This is a genomic window from Microvirga calopogonii (assembly GCF_003347665.1).
GTDB classification, from domain to species: Bacteria; Pseudomonadota; Alphaproteobacteria; order Rhizobiales; family Beijerinckiaceae; genus Microvirga; species Microvirga calopogonii.
The window spans coordinates 1-15,542 of sequence record NZ_QDGA01000109.1 but is presented as its reverse complement, the minus strand read 5'-3'; the positions used below and the strand labels follow the sequence as shown (position 1 = coordinate 15,542).

Here is a 15,542-nt window from a genome sequence, read left to right as displayed (position 1 = left end):
AGGAGAAGTCTTCCGTGGAAAATATCGGCGTCTTCAACAGCGCACAGGGTGCCGAGGCCTCCGGCCTCCGCAATCTCAAACGGGTCTACTGGAACCTCGAGGCGCCTGCTCTCTACGAGCAGTCCCTGACCCGGGGCGAGACCAAGCTCGTGCAGGGCGGTGCGCTTCTGGCCGACACCGGCGTGCATACGGGCCGCTCCCCCAAGGACAAGTTCGTGGTGCGCGACGAATCCACGGAGAACACCGTCTGGTGGGACAACAACGGCGCCATCACGCCCGGCCATTTCGACACCCTGCTGGCCGACTTCCTGGCCCATGCCGAGGGCAAGGAGCTGTTCGCGCAGGATCTCTACGGCGGCGCCGATCCGGCCTACCGGGTCAAGGCGCGCGTCTTCACGGAATATGCCTGGCATTCGCTCTTCATCCGCAACCTGCTGATCCGTCCCGACCGGGGCGAGCTCGCCGATTACGTGCCCGGCCTGACCATCATCGACCTGCCGTCCTTCAAGGCTGATCCGGCCCGGCACGGCTGCCGCACGGAGACGGTCATCGCCTGCGACTTCAAGCGCAAGATCGTGCTCATCGGCGGCACGTCCTATGCCGGCGAGATGAAGAAGTCGGTCTTCACCTATCTGAACTACGTGCTGCCCGCCCAGAAGGTCATGCCCATGCATTGCTCGGCCAATGTGGGCGACGAGGGCGACGTGGCCGTGTTCTTCGGCCTCTCCGGCACCGGCAAGACCACGCTCTCGGCCGATCCGAACCGGGTCCTGCTCGGCGACGACGAGCATGGCTGGGGCCCGAACGGCGTGTTCAACTTCGAGGGCGGCTGTTACGCCAAGACGATCCGCCTCTCCCGCGAGGCGGAGCCCGAGATCTTCGCCACCACCGAGCGCTTCGGCACGGTGCTGGAGAACGTGACCATCGATCCGATCACGCGCATTCCCGATTTCGACGATGCGTCGAAGACGGAGAACACGCGCTGCGCCTATCCGCTCGACTTCATTCCCAATGCGAGCTCCACGGGCCGCGCGGGCATTCCGAAGAACATCGTGATGCTCACCTGCGATGCCTTCGGCGTGCTGCCTCCCATCGCCAAGCTGACGCCTGCCGAGGCCATGTACCACTTCCTCTCCGGCTACACGGCGAAGGTCGCGGGCACGGAGAAGGGCGTGAAGGATCCGGAGGCCACGTTCTCGACCTGCTTCGGCGCGCCCTTCATGCCGCGTCATCCGTCCGAATACGGCAACCTGCTGCGCGATCTCATCGCCAAGCACTCGGTGGATTGCTGGCTCGTCAACACGGGCTGGACCGGCGGTAAGTACGGCGTCGGCCGGCGCATGCCGATCCGTGTCACCCGCCGCCTGCTCACGGCGGCTCTCGACGGTTCGCTCTCCCGCGCCGATTTCCGCCGCGACCCGTATTTCGGCTTCGCGGTGCCGACCTCGGTGCCCGGCGTCGAGCCGCACATCCTGTATCCGGTGAAGACCTGGCAGAACAAGGCGGAGTTCGCCGAGACCGCAAAGCGCCTGGTCGACATGTTCAACGAGAACTTCAAGCGCTTCGAGAACCATGTGGATTCCGACGTCCGCTCGGCCGCGCCGCAGACGTCGATCGCGGCCTGAATTATAGAGGTGGTTTGGGTGATTTTGAACTGTGCCGGAGCTTGGCTCGACTCTTTGACCCTGTCCATGACTGCCGGTGTTTCAACTTCACCCAAGCCGTCTCAGTAAGTTGGCTGTGTCATCACAGTCAGTCGATGTACATGCGCATAGTGTTTGAAGGCGGGGCCTGCAGCTCAATCGTCAACGTCTGCGGCTCTAACGCTCTATTCCAACTGTCCCGCTCCTCTCTGAAAAAGACAGTCCAATCCATACGGCGTCTGAATAGGGTCCGAGCAACGGATTTCCATCAAGCAAAAGGGCTTGGATCGCTTCAAGTTCTTCGCCAGCTTGGTCCTCGTGTCAGACTTATCGATGACCCGCCCTTTGGGAGGACCGAGACTGGAGTGAAGCGCCATACATGCCTAGCTGTGAGATCTGGGGAGGTTGTTCATCCCGTCTGAGGGCCTGAAGGTGGTCGTTGCGACACGATTGCCGATGGACCTGAGGAATGAACAACCTGCACCAGAATGCCCGTGCGACCCGGCTGGGTCGAGCGGAAATGATCCGCCGCATCCTTGAGGAGGGCCGGCCTCTTCGCGAAGTGGCCCAAGTCTTTGGCGTCAGCGAGCGCACCGCCCGCAAGTGGCTGGCCCGCTATCGGGCGGAAGGACCAGGCGGGTTGGACAACCGCTCGTCCTGCCCGAGAACCGTTGCCAATCGAACCGGTGAGTACTGGATCAGCGTGATTGAGATGCTCCGGCGGGAGTACCGGCTCACCGCCGAGGAGATCGCCGGCAAGCTGAAGCTGGCCCGCTCCACTGTCGCAGCCTGGCTCACCCGACGTGGGCTGGGCCGCTTGGCAGCGCTCCAGCCCAAGGAGCCACCCCGACGCTATCAGCGCCAGCATCCTGGCGAACTGATCCACCTGGACATCAAGAAGCTGGCCCGCTTCGAGCGTGTGGGGCATCGCATCACGGGTGACCGGCGCAACCCCAGCACTGGCGCAGGGTACGACTGCTTTCATGTAGCCATCGATGACGCCACTCGGCTGGCCTATGTCGAGGGGTTGCAGGATGAGACCCGCCGCTCGACTACGACCTTCCTGGTCAGAGCTCTGCGCTGGTTCAGAGCGCGCGGGATCCAGGTTGAGCGGGTGATGACGGATAACGGGTCAGGGTACGTCGCGCGGCTGTTCCGCAAAGTCCTGAGGATGCTCGGGATCCGGCACATCCGCACCCGTCCTTACACGCCCAAGACGAATGGCAAGGCCGAGCGCTTTATCCAGACGCTCCTGCGCAAATGGGCCCATACGATCCCATTCAGTTCATCGAACACTCGGGCCGCTGACCTGCCGCGGTGGCTGACCTGGTACAATCAGCAGCGCCCGCATGGTAGTCTTGCCCGACGAACACCAGCTCAGACCCTCGCCGGAACAACCTGATCAGAACTCACAGAAATCGAAACCGGGAACCTTGTCCGTCGGGGAATCATATCGAAGTCTACCACTCGGAGAGAGGGTACGGGACCTATTCTGTCGAGAGCATCCAACGGCATGGCAGCACCGTTAAACTGGAAGTTTATGACTACCAGACTGGAGAGTACCAAACGTTCGAGATGGAAGACTAACCCTGTAGCTTAAGCTCGGCGTGGGAGGCTATCGCGGTCTTCCCAGGCCCTCGATTGAGGCAACTCAGCTCCGCCCATCTACGTTGTCTGGGACGTGTGCCGACTGGAGGGCTTTATGACTCACAAGGATCGCGTTGCGCTCTATAGCTGGATTGGAAAAGTTCTGGCGTCGTCCGCCATTATCGGCGGAGCCGCTTCTTCGGCCTTTGTGGTCTCAGAACCTAACTGTGGCTCAGAGGTAGGCTAAATCCGTACAGCCCGATCCACCATTCCCCGCCTGTCGCTGAGGCTGGTGGAAATGCGGCTATGCTTGGATGCTGGCCAAGCCTGAACGAGCCTACATGGAGGCACACGATGGATAAGACTCGAAAGGTTGCCGACGCTGTCCTTGCGGAGTTGGAGACGCGGCAAGGCTTCCGTGAGTGGTGGGCCAGTGTCGATCCGGAGACGCAGAACCAAATCCTGGAAGCAGTTGGAACCGCCGCTATCGAGGCCGTCGAGAACAGCGAATAGGGACGCTCAGCGTGGGGGCATATCAAGGAGCGGTTAAGCCTTAATCGAGCCCCACCGTCTTGAGCGTGCTGTCCTCGACCACCAGGACTATCGGTTGCTCTGCCTCAAGCTCCTTTAGGGTCAGATCTCGCCAGTAGCGGAGCTCGGCCGTATCCCGGCCGACCTGTTCCTCTGCGATGATAGCTTCCCAGGCAAGCCCTTGCTCGTTGGCGAGCTCGCAAGCGCGGGCCGTGATTTCCTCCTCCGTGGACCGAGGCGTGCTCATGAGGATCTCCCTATCGCGGATGGGATGATGCCAAGCAAGTGTGACGGGATGGTGATGGCCCACCGTCGCCGGCTACGATGGCCGGGCCGTCGGAATGTTGTCTCCTGGCAGTTCGGGCGGCTCTCGCGGCAAGTCAGGCCCGTCGCTGGGATTAGGATCCTCCTCCAAGGAACCTTCTAACGGCTATGTCTGTTGACATGTAGCGAACAGGTGTGTATTTATACACACCATGGACAGCCGGGATATTATAGCGGCGCTTGAGGCGGATGGCTGGCAAAGAGTGGCCCAAAAGGGCAGCCACGTACAATTCAAGCACCCTACAAAGCCTGGTCGTGTGACAGTCCCACATCCGAAACGTGACATCCCAGTAGGAACGCTCCGGAGCATAGAAAGGCAAGCGGGGCTAAAATTGAGGTGAACTATGCGTCGTCACTACATCGCTCTGATCCATAAGGAAGAAGGTAGCGACTACGGCGTGTCATTTCCTGATTTGTCGGGTTGCGTTACCGCTGGAACAACCCTTGATGAGGCGCGATCCTTTGCCGAAGAGGCATTGGCACTGCACCTTGAAGGATTGGCGGAAGATGGTGAGGCTATTCCAGAGCCATCCTCCCTAGAGGCTATTATGTGCGACCCCGAAAACCGGGAGGGCGTTGCCATTCTAGTTGCAGCTCCGCAAAACTCAGCCAAGACGGTTCGTGTGAACATCACCATGCCCGAAGATGTCTTGGAACAAGTTGACCGCTATGCAGAAAGCCACGGCTATAACCGCTCTGGCTTACTTACACAGGCGGCCAAGCGGATGATGGAAATGGAAGCAGCCTAGTATTCCGACTATCCGGCAAAATGAACCCGCTGGCGCGAGCCAGCGGGTTCATTTTGCCCTTGATGTTTTGGGCATATCTGCGGCGCGCTTTAGTACTGCAGCTGGGCCTTGTGCGTTGTCTTAGACACGGAGGTGTCGCGCCATGATGCACGCAAGCGAGGCCCACCGCTGGGCCGATCGGTTGGACGATCTGTGCCCCGCATTGAGCCACGACGGCGGGCCCGGGCCTACTTGCAGGGTCTGCTCGCGCCGCTGGAGCGCATGAACGGTTGGCACCTGGCCGAAGCCGCCGGCGATCCCAACCCCGATGGCGTGCAGGATTTCCCCGCCCGCATGCACTGGGATGCCGACGCCGTGCTCGATGACCTGCGCCTATGTGGTCGAGCATTTCGGTGATCCTGACGCCGTGCTGGTGCTCGACGAGACCGGCTTCATCAAGAAAGGCAACGCCATTCACGAGCAGGCGCAGGAGCAAGACGTCTGGGCCAACATCCCGCCCAAGAGCAACCGCAAGGGTTCGTTTGTCTTCAGTGCGTTCCTGTACCGCTACAGTAATCTGGTGGAGCGCTTCTTCAACAAGCTCAAACAATTCCGCGGCATTGCCACGCGGTACGACAAGAACCCGGACAACTTACTAGCCGCTATCAAGCTGATCTCAGCTCGCATCTGGATCCGCAGTTATGAGCCCGCTGCCTAGATGTCAGGCATGATTGAACCCACGCTGCATCCGATCCGCATGATGTGCGCTGCACGATCGTATCCGACAGCTTACCCATGACCCTTTGAACCGAGCATGAACTTGACGATCTCGTCTCATCATTGCCTCCTGATAGGCGGTAAGGGCTTTCTGTATCAACACCAAGGTGACGCGATCATTCCGTTGAGGCCATCGCAGCTTGCACCATTTCGTTCACCATTGGAGAAGGCTGTTCTCTGAGCCGACGCTGTTCGATCTGACAAACCCCTCGCATGCCAAGGCTGCTTGTCAGGAACGCCTCGTCGGCGTCCAGAATGTCCTCGGCTGAGAGCCGCATCTCAACTGCGCCTAAGTCCAACATGGCCGCACGCATGACACCCGGAAGCGCTCCATCGCCGAGCGGAGGGGTCATGATCTGTCTACCCCGAACGAGAAACAGGTTAGCCGCCGTTGCCTCAGCGAGCAATCCTGCCGTGTTACAAAGAATCGCATCATCTGCTCCTCGCGCGGCGGCCTCACGCCGCGCGAGGACATTATCGAGACAGTTGAGGCTCTTAACACCTGCGAGAGGAGAATACTCGTTGCGGCGGGTGCACCTTGCCAGAACGCAACGCGCAGACGCCAGATGTGGGGCAAGGGGATACGCAGTGATCAGGATCGTCGGCTGTGGATCAGCAGGTGGAAGGATGCCCCGCGGGCCACTCCCGCGCGTGATGGTGAGGCGCAGAGACCCATCTGACAAGCTATTTGCGTCGAGTAAGGCTTGGAAAGCAGCGGTAAAATTAATCGGTGGCAGGGCGAGCCCGATCACCCGGGCGCCAGCATGAAGCCGCGCGAGATGCGCAACAAGCCTGCGCGGTTGGCCGGCCTGAACCAGGATGGTCTCAAACAATCCGTCACCGAGCATCAGTCCGCGGTCCGTCGGTACAATTCGTGCCGTTTCGACGGAGCACAGGGTGCCATTGAGCCAGACCTTCATGCTGCCCTGCCCGCGACAGCCTGGAGGAGCGGCCGGAGTTTGACCATGGCTTCCTTGAACTCTAACTCCGGACACGAATCGGCGGTAATCCCACCACCGGCCTGTGCCAGGATGGTGTCCCCTGCGCAGGTGAGGGTCCGGATGGCGATATTGCTGTCCATTGCACCGTCGAACCCAATCCACGCAATGCTCCCGCAATAGACGCCTCGAGGGGCCGACTCCAGTTCGGCAATGATCTCCATAGCGCGGATCTTTGGAGCTCCGGTGATCGACCCTCCTGGAAAGCTCGCCCGCAGGAGATCGACCAGCCCGAATTCAGGTCTGAGCTTCCCTTGCACAGCGGAGACGAGATGATGGACCGAAGCGAAAGTCTCGAGACCGCAGAGCTGCGGGACATGAATGCTGCCCAAGGTACAGACCCGGCCAAGATCATTCCGCATCAGATCAACGATCATTGTGTTTTCGGCGCGATCCTTTGCACTGTGAGTGAGCTCAAGGGCAAGCGCGGCATCACGGGTCGGATTGGGATCGCGCCTCCGGGTGCCCTTAATCGGACGGGTCTCCACGTGTCCGTCTGGGTCCAATTGGAGAAAGCGCTCCGGCGAGGCACTCGCTACACTCAATCCTGGACCACAGCGGAGAAAGGCCGCGAACGGTGACGGACTAAGGGCACGCAGCCTTCGGTAGAGCATAAAGTCATTGAGACCCTTTGGCCGTGAGGCACGATAGCGCTGGGTCAGATTGGCTTGGAAAATGTCGCCGGCGCGAATGTAGTCGATTACTTTGCTGATCGAAGCCTCAACCGTGTCGCGCGCTTGCTCATACTGCCATGTCGCGAGAGGCGACCAGTCGAGAGAGGGAATCTCTTGAGAACTGGCCTCCATCCGGGCTGCGACGGCTTTTCCCCGCTCCTCAGCACGCTGGCGCCTCGCGGCCTCAGATTTCTCAGGAACCCCGCTACTCACAACCCATGACTGACGGGTTCTGAGGTCGAACGCGACAATCACGTCGTAAAGACCTAACACCATTTCCGGAAGGTTAAGATGATCGACCGCCGGTTCGGGTAACGCTTCCAAATGGCGGCCCAGGCCATAGCCGAAAAATCCGACAGCGCCGGTGCCAAAGGGGACTGGGATCTCCCCCGCCGGGAGACGGTGAGCCGCAAGCTCGCGCTCCAGAACCGTGAAGGGATCTCCGCGGACCGGGACGCCATTGATCGTGGCCTCATCGTGCGCTGCAATGACGCGGAATGGTTCCACGGCAATATAAGCATAACGGCTTCGTTCGTCATTGGTGGAAGCGCTGTCGAGGAGCGCCGCATAGGGATCAAACGCGAATGCCTGAAATGTCACAAGTGGATCGCGAAACGGCAGTGGGAGAACGAACAGCGACATCTCTAAATGGATCCATCACATTCTTGAAGGGATTGTCTTGAGCTAATTAGCACGAGCTTCCCGGCAGATCGTTTCTGGTACCGGACCTCAGAAAATATTCATTGAGAACTTCGCCCTGTGCCCACAAAGTATTAACCGCGTTTAACGGGACCACGTGACGTTGAGAGACTGACGCAGGAACGTAAGGAGCCTCATTAACTGCGATGCATAAGCGCTCATCCGAAACAATCTCCAACCAGTGGAGGTGAGGTACACCTTCCATTCCTCTGGCAAACACAATCGCTGCTGCCCCACCAATGGAGCGCCTCGCAGGGGCGTATCAACAGCATTCGCGAGAGGCAAATTACGGATGGCTGCGGAAGCCGCGCCGGATGAAATCCTCCAGAAGTGCCGCGACCAGACGATCAGATACCACCGCCTTTTTGGGCGAAGTTATCGAGGATTGCAAGCATGGGAGGTGTCCTCCAGAAGCCAAGATCCTGGGCAGTGTTTCCGCGATTGGCTGGATCCCAAACAATGCCTTGGTCACACTGATCAGTCCACCTTACTCCACAACGTGCTGCCTCAGGGTAAGTCCAAGCCAAGATCAAGGATCGGCGCGCTATGTGTGATCCAGCCGGTCGAGATCAGATCCACGCCTGAGGCTGCGATGGCAGGTACCGTCGCAACCGTAACCCGGCCGGAGGCCTCCGTGATGGCTCGCCCATTCACGCGCCGAACGGCCTCGACCAGGGTGTCTGGGCTCATGTTGTCGAGCAGAATGGCTTCAGCTCCAACCTCCAGCACCTCATCCAGCTGATCGAGAGTATCGACCTCGATCTCGATCTTGACGAGGTGACCCACACTTGCGCGCGCGCGCTCCAGCGCCGGCCGGACGCCTCCGACAAGGGCAATGTGGTTGTCCTTGATCAGAACGGCATCATCGAGCCCAAAGCGATGGTTGGCGCCTCCACCCGCCCGGACGGCATGCTTCTCGAGCGAGCGCAGTCCCGGGGTGGTCTTGCGTGTGCAGACGATCCGGGAATACCCGTGAGGCCGGACAGCGTCAACGAGAGCCGCAGTCGCTGTTGCGATCCCCGAGAGCCGGCAGAGCAGATTGAGCGCCACACGTTCCGCCGAGAGAATGCTCCGGGCCGGTCCATTTACCCGCAGAACAGCGTCTCCCCGTTCCACATGGCTGCCATCGGGGCGGTCCAAGGTGACCGTGACCGCACGGTCAATTAAGGTGAATGCCAGAAGCGCTGCATCGACGCCGGCGACCACCCCGGGTTCACGCGCCACAATAGCCCCGTGCAATCTCGCGTCGGCGGGAATGACGGCATCGGTCGTGATGTCGCCGGCCCGGCCCAGATCTTCGAGCAGTGCTGCGCGCACGATCGGCTCCACCAGCAAGCGCGATAGCGGGGCGAGGGCGTTCTGTGTGACAAGGAACGGCTTCATACGACTCTCCTAGCAGGTGCGGCTGGTTCGTTGCCGGTTTGGGCTGTGATGTGCAATGCCTGATCGAGGGTGGCCTCGGTATGCTGTTCCGGAAGCAGGTGAGGGTGATCGAGCCGCTGATGGGCGCCTCGGCTCTCGCTTCGGCTGTATGCGGCTATGGCGATCATCAGGCTGATCAGGGCGGCGTCGCGCTCACCCGTTGTACGCGCCACGTGAACCAGTGCTCGGAGGTGGCAGATCGCCCCTCTCAACCCTGCCGCATCGCGAAGCACGCCAACCTGACCGTCCATCCACGACCGGATCTGTGGGAGACGCGGACATGCCTGATCACCAGAGCCGGACGGTTGCAGAGCAAGAGGAGGTGAGGGCGACTGGCTGGCGGGCGAGCCACATGTTGCCCCCTTGATGTCATCAGCAATCCATTCGGCATAAGCCAGGGCCTCTAGGAGCGAGTTGCTCGCCAGCCGGTTCGCCCCATGGAGGCCGGTTGACGCAACCTCGCCGCACGCCCAGAGCCCTTCAACCGCGCTGCGACCCCAATGGCCCACTTTGATCCCGCCCATGTGGTAATGGGCGGCGGGGCGCACGGGGATCGGATTGGCAACCGGATCAAGACCAGCGGCGCGGCACAGTGCCGTCACGCCTGGGAACCTGCAGGTGATCCGCTCCCCAAGCACCTGGCGCGTGTCGAGGAACACGCGCTCACCGGCATAGATCTGGGCGAAGATCGCCCGGGCGACCACGTCGCGCGGTGCCAGCTCCGCCCCGGGAATGTCCTGCATGAAGCGCTCCCCGCGGCTGTTGACGAGCACCGCCCCTTCGCCGCGCAGCGCCTCGGTGGCCAGCGGCATCGGATCAAGACCGGCCGCAATGGCTGTCGGATGGAACTGAACGAACTCGAGATCGCGCAGCACCGCGCCCGCACGGGCTGCGAGCGCCAGTCCGCCGCCAATCGCACTCAAGGGGTTGGTGGTGTGCGCGTAAAGACCTCCGACCCCGCCTGTCGCCAATACCACGGCCCGGCCCGGGATTAGGATGGGCTCATCCCTGCCTTCGAGGCCTCCCGTGGTGCAGAACACCCCGGTCACCTGACCGTTGGCATCGAGCGCCAGTTCAGTCACCCGATGACTCTCCCGGACCTCGATCCATGGGGTTTTCCTAACAACCTGGATGAGGGCCTCGAAAGCGCTTTTGCCGGTTTTGTCGCCCTCCGCATGAACGATCCGCCGACGGGAATGGGCGGCTTCCAGCCCCAGGATCAGATCCTCACCCGACGCGGTTCGATCAAATGAGGTACCCTGAGCCATCAGCCACTCGATACAGGCGGGCGCGGCGGCGGCCACCCGAGCGGCAACATCAGGATCGCTCAGACCGGCTCCCGCCCAACAGGTGTCGGCGGCGTGCAGGGCAGGGTGGTCATCGGTTCCGAGGGCTGCGGCTATCCCACCCTGCGCCAGAGGCGTGGAGGCCTGCTGCCCCAAGGGGGAGGCGACGATCAAGGTCACGGGCAGGGGCGCCAGGTGCAGGGCGGTTGCGAGCCCGGCGATGCCGCCGCCCACGACCACCACACGGTCGCGCGGAGGGATGGGTTTCATGGTCGGCCCTCAGCGAACAGCGAGCATGCGCTCGACCGCCAGCCGGGCTCGCTCGGCCACTGCCTGATCGATCGTGACTTCGTGCCGGCGCTGCTCAAGAGCCTGATGAATCTTGGGCAGGGTGATGCGCTTCATGTGCGGGCATAGGTTGCAGGGCCGCACGAACTCAACCTCCGGATACAGAGCCGCCACGTTGTCGCTCATCGAGCACTCAGTCATGAGGGCGACCCGGGCTGGACGTTTCTCGCCGACAAAGTCTGCCATCCCGGCGGTCGATCCGGCATAGTCCGCCGCGGCAACGACCTCCGGCGGCGCCTCCGGATGGGCCAGCACCACGACATCTGGGTAGCTTTCGCGCACGGCTCGGATGTCCTCAGGGGTGAAGCGCTCGTGTACCTCGCAGTGCCCTGCCCAGGTGATGATCTCAATCCCGGGCACTTGGGCGGCCGTGTTCTGGGCCAGGAACTCGTCCGGCAGCATGATCACCCGGTTAACGCCGAGGGACTCAAGGACCTTCTTGGCGTTGCCTGAGGTGCAGCAGATGTCCGACTCGGCCTTCACGGCCGCTGACGTGTTCACATAGGTGACCACAGGCACACCCGGATACCGCGCCCGCAGCTGACGCACATCCTCGGCCGTGATCGACTCAGCGAGTGAACATCCGGCCTCGGCGTCCGGGATGAGCACCGTCTTGTCGAGGTTCAGGAGTTTGGCGGTTTCCGCCATGAAATGCACGCCAGCGAGCACGATCACGTCAGCGTCCGTGTTCACCGCCTCACGAGCCAGAGCCAGGCTGTCGCCGACGATGTCGGCCACCGTATGGAAGATCTCTGGTGTCTGGTAGTTATGGGCCAGAATGACCGCGTTATGCTGACGCTTGAGCGCCAAGATGGCCTCAATGTCACTGGCGAACACGGGCCATTCCAGGGCCGGGACATGGTTTCGGACACGCGCGTAGAGCTCAGGCAGGGGCAGGGATACGGACGCAAACGAAGCAGCACTGGCCATGGCAGCCTCCTATGCTCATCGAGAGCATTAGCGGGTCAAATTAATACTCATACTGAGCATTAATGATGCAAAAGAAAACCGGCTTTGTAGCCAGCGCATGACTTATGCTAGGCGCGAGTATAAGTCATCGTCAACCCACAATCTGCGGCAACAGTGCTTCATCTTAGGCGGGGCAGGCGTACGCCGGGCGCCGGACGCTCTACCAGCACCTCGCGCCGGAAGCGCACCAGCCGGGCCGGGCGCCCACCTGTCTCGGCCGAAATCTCGCCTGTTTCCTCCACCAGCCCCTGCATCTCGATCAGGCGGCGGAAGTTCTGCTTGTGCAGCCGGACACCGGACAATGCCTCCACCGTCTTCTGAAGGTCGAGCAGGGTGAAGGAGGCCGGCATGAGCTCGAAGATGACGGGCCGGTACTTGATCTTGCCGCGCAGGCGGCCGATGGCCGTGGCCAGGATCCGCCGATGGTCGAGCGCCATCCACTGTCCAGGTGCGAACCGCATCTTGGCGGAGCCAGATGGCTGTGCGTCGCGGAAGGCCTCAGCTACCAGACCCGCCTCGAACAGGAGTTCATACCGCTCCAGCACCCGTTCATCGGTCCATGTCCCGGATTCAAAGCCAAATGTGAGTTCGATCCGTTCCTCACGAAAGGTTCTGAGAGCCTTCCCACCCGAACGGGCCCACGCCTCCAGGGCTGGTTCGATGACCTTGAGCGCCTGTGGACGACCCTCACGCCAGTCCTCCCACGGAAGATAGTTGTACCAATTGCGCCAGGCGGCATGGACCAGCCCGGCCGGCCGCGCCTCCCGCACGAGGGCGAGATAGGCAATCGATAGGGCATGCCCGGTCCCGGGCACATCGGCTTCGGTCCGGTCGCGGTCGCCAAAGGTATAGAGCTGCTCGACGTAGCCGAGTGTCAACTGTGTCTGCTCGGCCACCCACGTCCGCAAGCCCATTTCCAGGGTGCGATGCTGCGATTGCAACGGCCCGGACGGCAGCCCCTCCAGCTGGTCGACCCGGACGGCGAGGACCCGCGGCTCGTCCGGCGTGGCCGCCATGATCACGGCGCTGAGATCGACGGTCGGGGCAAGATAACGCTGCTTGAGGGTCTTAGGGCGCCGGGAGGTCGGGGCAGAAGGCATGGAAACTCAAAAGCTACAGGGTCTGGGTCAGAATGGTGGAAGTCTTTGTGCCTCCTGTCGAGGGCTTTATTACAGAGGCAAGACTAAGGACCTAGATAAAGGCTGTTTTGCTGGGTACCGCCCAAAAATCGAATCTGCCATGGAAGCCCATCGGCACGATCGGGTGCCCAGCTGGGCAGTATGCCCGCCCGGCCATCCATTGCTCCTCACCTGATCTTTTGAATTGTGCCCTGATGAAGCGACTTGTCTTTCACTGGCCACAGGCGATCGATCTCTGGCTGACGGCCACTGCGGCTTCAGCGGCGATTGCCGTCATCAGCCTGTGCGCTCAGTTGCCGTAGGAAGTCTCCTGGACCGTTTTGCGATGCGGTGCCTCTTCAATCCGACGGCGCATCGATCAAGCTGATAGCTCACGCCGGCGCGGAACTCTTCTGCGTCCTGATCGTGTTGCCCTCTGGATCTGTACCGGATGTCAGAGCCATGCCTGAGATCAGCGAGCCGTCACCACAGACCCAAACAACCCTGTTCAAGCTCCAGGCGCGGCAATGTCGCTTCATTGTCTCGGACGACCAGTCCAAAGTAATCTTCTACGGAGGCCAGTGGCAGGAGGACTCGAGTTGGTGCCCTTGGCCCAGGCGGCTGGTCTACGCGCGACCAGTCATGGCCGGATCCAGGGCTGGAAAACAGTCGGCGTGAGAACCTGCAATCGCCCCCTCATCGTTGATTGACGCTCGAGAGCTCGTCATGACTGGTCGTACCGCCGGGCTCTCACAGGATCGCCCCTGAAAGCTATAATCTAACATAACGACACAGGGCAGGTTCAGCAAACGGTGTCTTGATCATGCATTGCGTGCATATGTCTACTGACGAAGTTTCATTTCAACAGATGCGCCAATTTGGTAACAGGCTTTTGGGCCGTCGCGTCTCTCTACCCTGCGGCGTCGTTCCTTACAGAGGGAGATGTCCTCTGCACCTCCGGTCGCTGGCAACAGCGGCCTTTTTCTTGAATGGATGACCAGCATCGAGGGATCATCATGGCGGGCAAGACGATCACCCGGGCCGATCTGACCGAGGCCGCCGCCAACACAGCTGGCCTTTCCAGAGCGGAGGCGGCGGATCTGGTCGAGCAGGTTCTTGGGGCGATGAGCGAAGCTCTTGTCACGGGCGAGATCGTGAAACTGTCAGGCTTTGGCGTCTTCACCGTTCGCCACAAGACCGAGCGCCTCGGCCGCAATCCCAAGACAGGGACCGTGGTCCCCATCGAGCCCCGCCGGTCGCTGACCTTCAGCGCATCGCAGCTTCTGAAGTCCCGCATCAACGGCACCATGCCGGAGCCCCGCTCACGGCGGCGGCGTAAAGGCCCCCTTGTGTCGGCTCCAGTGGCAACGGAATGAGACCTATGCCTGACTTTTACCGGATTAAGCGCCTCCCGCCTTACGTCTTCGAGCAGGTCAACCGCATCAAGGCCGCAGCCCGAGCCAACGGAGCGGACATCATCGACCTCGGGATGGGCAATCCGGATCTGCAGGCGCCCCAGCACGTGATCGACAAGCTCGTCGAGACCGTGGGCAAGCCGCGCACCGACCGCTACTCCGCCTCCAAGGGCATCGGTGGCCTGCGCCGCGCCCAGGCCGGCTATTACGAGCGGCGCTTCGGCGTGAAGCTCAATCCCGACACCCAGGTGGTGGCGACCCTCGGCTCGAAAGAGGGCTTCGCCAACATGGCGCAGGCGATCACCGAGCCCGGCGACGTGATCCTGGTGCCAAATCCGAGCTACCCGATCCATGCCTTCGGCTTCCTGATGGCCGGCGGCGTCATCCGGTCGGTTCCGGCCGAGCCGACCCCTGACTTCTTCGTCGTGGCCGAGCGGGCGGTGGCCCACTCCATTCCGAAGCCCGTCGCGCTCGTGGTCTGCTATCCGTCGAACCCGACCGCCTATGTGGCGTCCCTCGACTTCTACCGGGATCTCGTGGCCTTCGCGAAGAAGCACGAACTGATCCTGCTGTCGGACCTGGCCTATTCCGAGGTCTATTTCGACGAATCGAACCCGCCGCCCTCGATCCTGCAGGTGCCCGGCGCCATCGACGTGGCGGTGGAGTTCACCTCCATGTCCAAGACCTTCTCCATGGCCGGCTGGCGCATCGGCTTCGCGGTCGGCAACGAGCGNCTCTCGCCCGGGTGAAGTCCTATCTCGATTACGGCGCCTTCACGCCGGTTCAGGTGGCCGCCACGGCCGCTCTCAACGGGCCGGACGACTGCATCCGCGAGATGCGCGCCACCTACAAGCGCCGCCGGGACGTGATGGTCGAGTCCTTCGCCAAGGCGGGCTGGGATGTGCCGGTGCCCACGGCCTCGATGTTCGCCTGGGTGCAGATCCCGGAGAAGTTCCGGGCGATGGGCAGCCTCGAATTCTCCAAGCTCCTGGTGGAAAAGGCCGACGTGGCGGTGGCGCCGGG

The 15,542-nt window shown here is 61.6% G+C and carries 15 protein-coding genes and 3 pseudogenes; 11 read left to right on the top strand and 7 right to left on the bottom strand.

Going from position 1 to position 15,542, the window contains the following annotated elements; translation table 11 throughout:
- Nucleotides 1–14: 14 nt before the first annotated feature.
- The 4 genes from DDF70_RS31295 to DDF70_RS37145 all read left to right on the top strand — a co-directional run bounded on the left by DDF70_RS31295 (nt 15) and on the right by DDF70_RS37145 (nt 3,743).
- Nucleotides 15–1,625, top strand: coding sequence for a phosphoenolpyruvate carboxykinase (locus DDF70_RS31295; protein WP_114948557.1), 1,611 nt, complete (start codon nt 15–17; stop codon nt 1,623–1,625).
- Between the two features lie 487 nt (nt 1,626–2,112).
- The gene (locus tag DDF70_RS31290) at nt 2,113–3,045 is read left to right on the top strand and encodes an IS481 family transposase (RefSeq protein WP_114948556.1); all 933 of its coding nucleotides are present in this window, start codon (nt 2,113–2,115) and stop codon (nt 3,043–3,045) included.
- Entirely contained in the window at nt 3,042–3,230 is a 189-nt protein-coding gene (locus DDF70_RS39375; RefSeq protein WP_162820808.1) for a DUF5334 family protein, read from the top strand. The genes DDF70_RS31290 and DDF70_RS39375 overlap by 4 nt, the downstream gene beginning before the upstream one ends.
- Nucleotides 3,231–3,584: 354 nt before the next feature.
- On the top strand, nt 3,585–3,743 hold the full coding sequence (locus DDF70_RS37145; RefSeq protein ID WP_162820807.1) for a hypothetical protein: 159 nt from the start codon (nt 3,585–3,587) through the stop codon (nt 3,741–3,743).
- Nucleotides 3,744–3,783: 40 nt separating this feature from the next.
- On the opposite strand, the gene DDF70_RS31285 is transcribed toward DDF70_RS37145, so the two are convergent.
- Nucleotides 3,784–4,008 (bottom strand): hypothetical protein, encoded by a 225-nt coding sequence (locus tag DDF70_RS31285; protein ID WP_114948555.1) that lies wholly within the window; start codon nt 4,006–4,008, stop codon nt 3,784–3,786.
- Between the two features lie 229 nt (nt 4,009–4,237).
- Here DDF70_RS31285 and DDF70_RS31280 point away from each other — a divergent pair, with 229 nt between their 5' ends.
- From DDF70_RS31280 to DDF70_RS31265, 4 genes and pseudogenes are all read left to right on the top strand, one after another.
- A complete protein-coding gene (locus DDF70_RS31280) occupies nt 4,238–4,426 on the top strand; it encodes a type II toxin-antitoxin system HicA family toxin (protein WP_114948554.1) in 189 nt (62 codons plus the stop codon).
- 3 nt (nt 4,427–4,429) lie between these two features.
- On the top strand, nt 4,430–4,834 hold the full coding sequence (locus tag DDF70_RS31275) for a type II toxin-antitoxin system HicB family antitoxin (RefSeq protein WP_114948553.1): 405 nt from the start codon (nt 4,430–4,432) through the stop codon (nt 4,832–4,834).
- A gap of 145 nt (nt 4,835–4,979) precedes the next feature.
- Nucleotides 4,980–5,279: pseudogene (locus tag DDF70_RS31270) on the top strand (transposase); the annotation flags it as partial.
- A pseudogene (locus DDF70_RS31265) lies at nt 5,277–5,531 on the top strand (IS5/IS1182 family transposase); the annotation flags it as partial. The pseudogenes DDF70_RS31270 and DDF70_RS31265, both read left to right, overlap by 3 nt.
- Before the next feature lie 175 nt (nt 5,532–5,706).
- On the opposite strand, the gene DDF70_RS31260 reads toward DDF70_RS31265, so the two are convergent.
- The 6 genes from DDF70_RS31260 to DDF70_RS31235 form a co-directional block, all read right to left on the bottom strand.
- Nucleotides 5,707–6,510: an aminotransferase class IV gene (locus DDF70_RS31260; RefSeq protein WP_114948552.1), complete on the bottom strand. Its 804-nt coding sequence runs from the start codon at nt 6,508–6,510 to the stop codon at nt 5,707–5,709.
- Nucleotides 6,507–7,904 (bottom strand): aminodeoxychorismate synthase component I, encoded by a 1,398-nt coding sequence (gene pabB, locus DDF70_RS31255; protein WP_114948551.1) that lies wholly within the window; start codon nt 7,902–7,904, stop codon nt 6,507–6,509. Before pabB ends, DDF70_RS31260 begins: the two co-directional genes overlap by 4 nt.
- A gap of 564 nt (nt 7,905–8,468) precedes the next feature.
- Nucleotides 8,469–9,344 (bottom strand): carboxylating nicotinate-nucleotide diphosphorylase, encoded by an 876-nt coding sequence (nadC, locus tag DDF70_RS31250; RefSeq protein ID WP_114948550.1) that lies wholly within the window; start codon nt 9,342–9,344, stop codon nt 8,469–8,471.
- On the bottom strand, nt 9,341–10,939 hold the full coding sequence (locus tag DDF70_RS31245; RefSeq protein WP_114948549.1) for an L-aspartate oxidase: 1,599 nt from the start codon (nt 10,937–10,939) through the stop codon (nt 9,341–9,343). Before DDF70_RS31245 ends, nadC begins: the two co-directional genes overlap by 4 nt.
- A gap of 9 nt (nt 10,940–10,948) precedes the next feature.
- Nucleotides 10,949–11,947 carry a quinolinate synthase NadA gene (gene nadA, locus DDF70_RS31240; RefSeq protein WP_114948548.1) on the bottom strand — a complete coding sequence of 333 codons (999 nt, stop codon included), beginning with the start codon at nt 11,945–11,947 and terminating at the stop codon, nt 10,949–10,951.
- 158 nt (nt 11,948–12,105) lie between these two features.
- Complete coding sequence (locus tag DDF70_RS31235) at nt 12,106–13,086, bottom strand: NUDIX hydrolase (RefSeq protein ID WP_114948547.1); 981 nt, start codon at nt 13,084–13,086, stop codon at nt 12,106–12,108.
- A 1,034-nt stretch (nt 13,087–14,120) separates the two neighbouring features.
- Between DDF70_RS31235 and DDF70_RS31225 the strand changes: the two genes are divergently transcribed.
- From DDF70_RS31225 to DDF70_RS38450, 3 genes and pseudogenes are all read left to right on the top strand, one after another.
- A complete protein-coding gene (locus DDF70_RS31225; RefSeq protein WP_114948545.1) occupies nt 14,121–14,480 on the top strand; it encodes an integration host factor subunit alpha in 360 nt (119 codons plus the stop codon).
- A gap of 5 nt (nt 14,481–14,485) precedes the next feature.
- A pseudogene (locus tag DDF70_RS31220) lies at nt 14,486–15,252 on the top strand (aminotransferase class I/II-fold pyridoxal phosphate-dependent enzyme); the annotation flags it as partial.
- 1 nt (nt 15,253) lies between these two features.
- A partial coding sequence (locus tag DDF70_RS38450; RefSeq protein WP_245435718.1) for an aminotransferase class I/II-fold pyridoxal phosphate-dependent enzyme occupies nt 15,254–15,542 on the top strand: 289 nt, incomplete at both ends.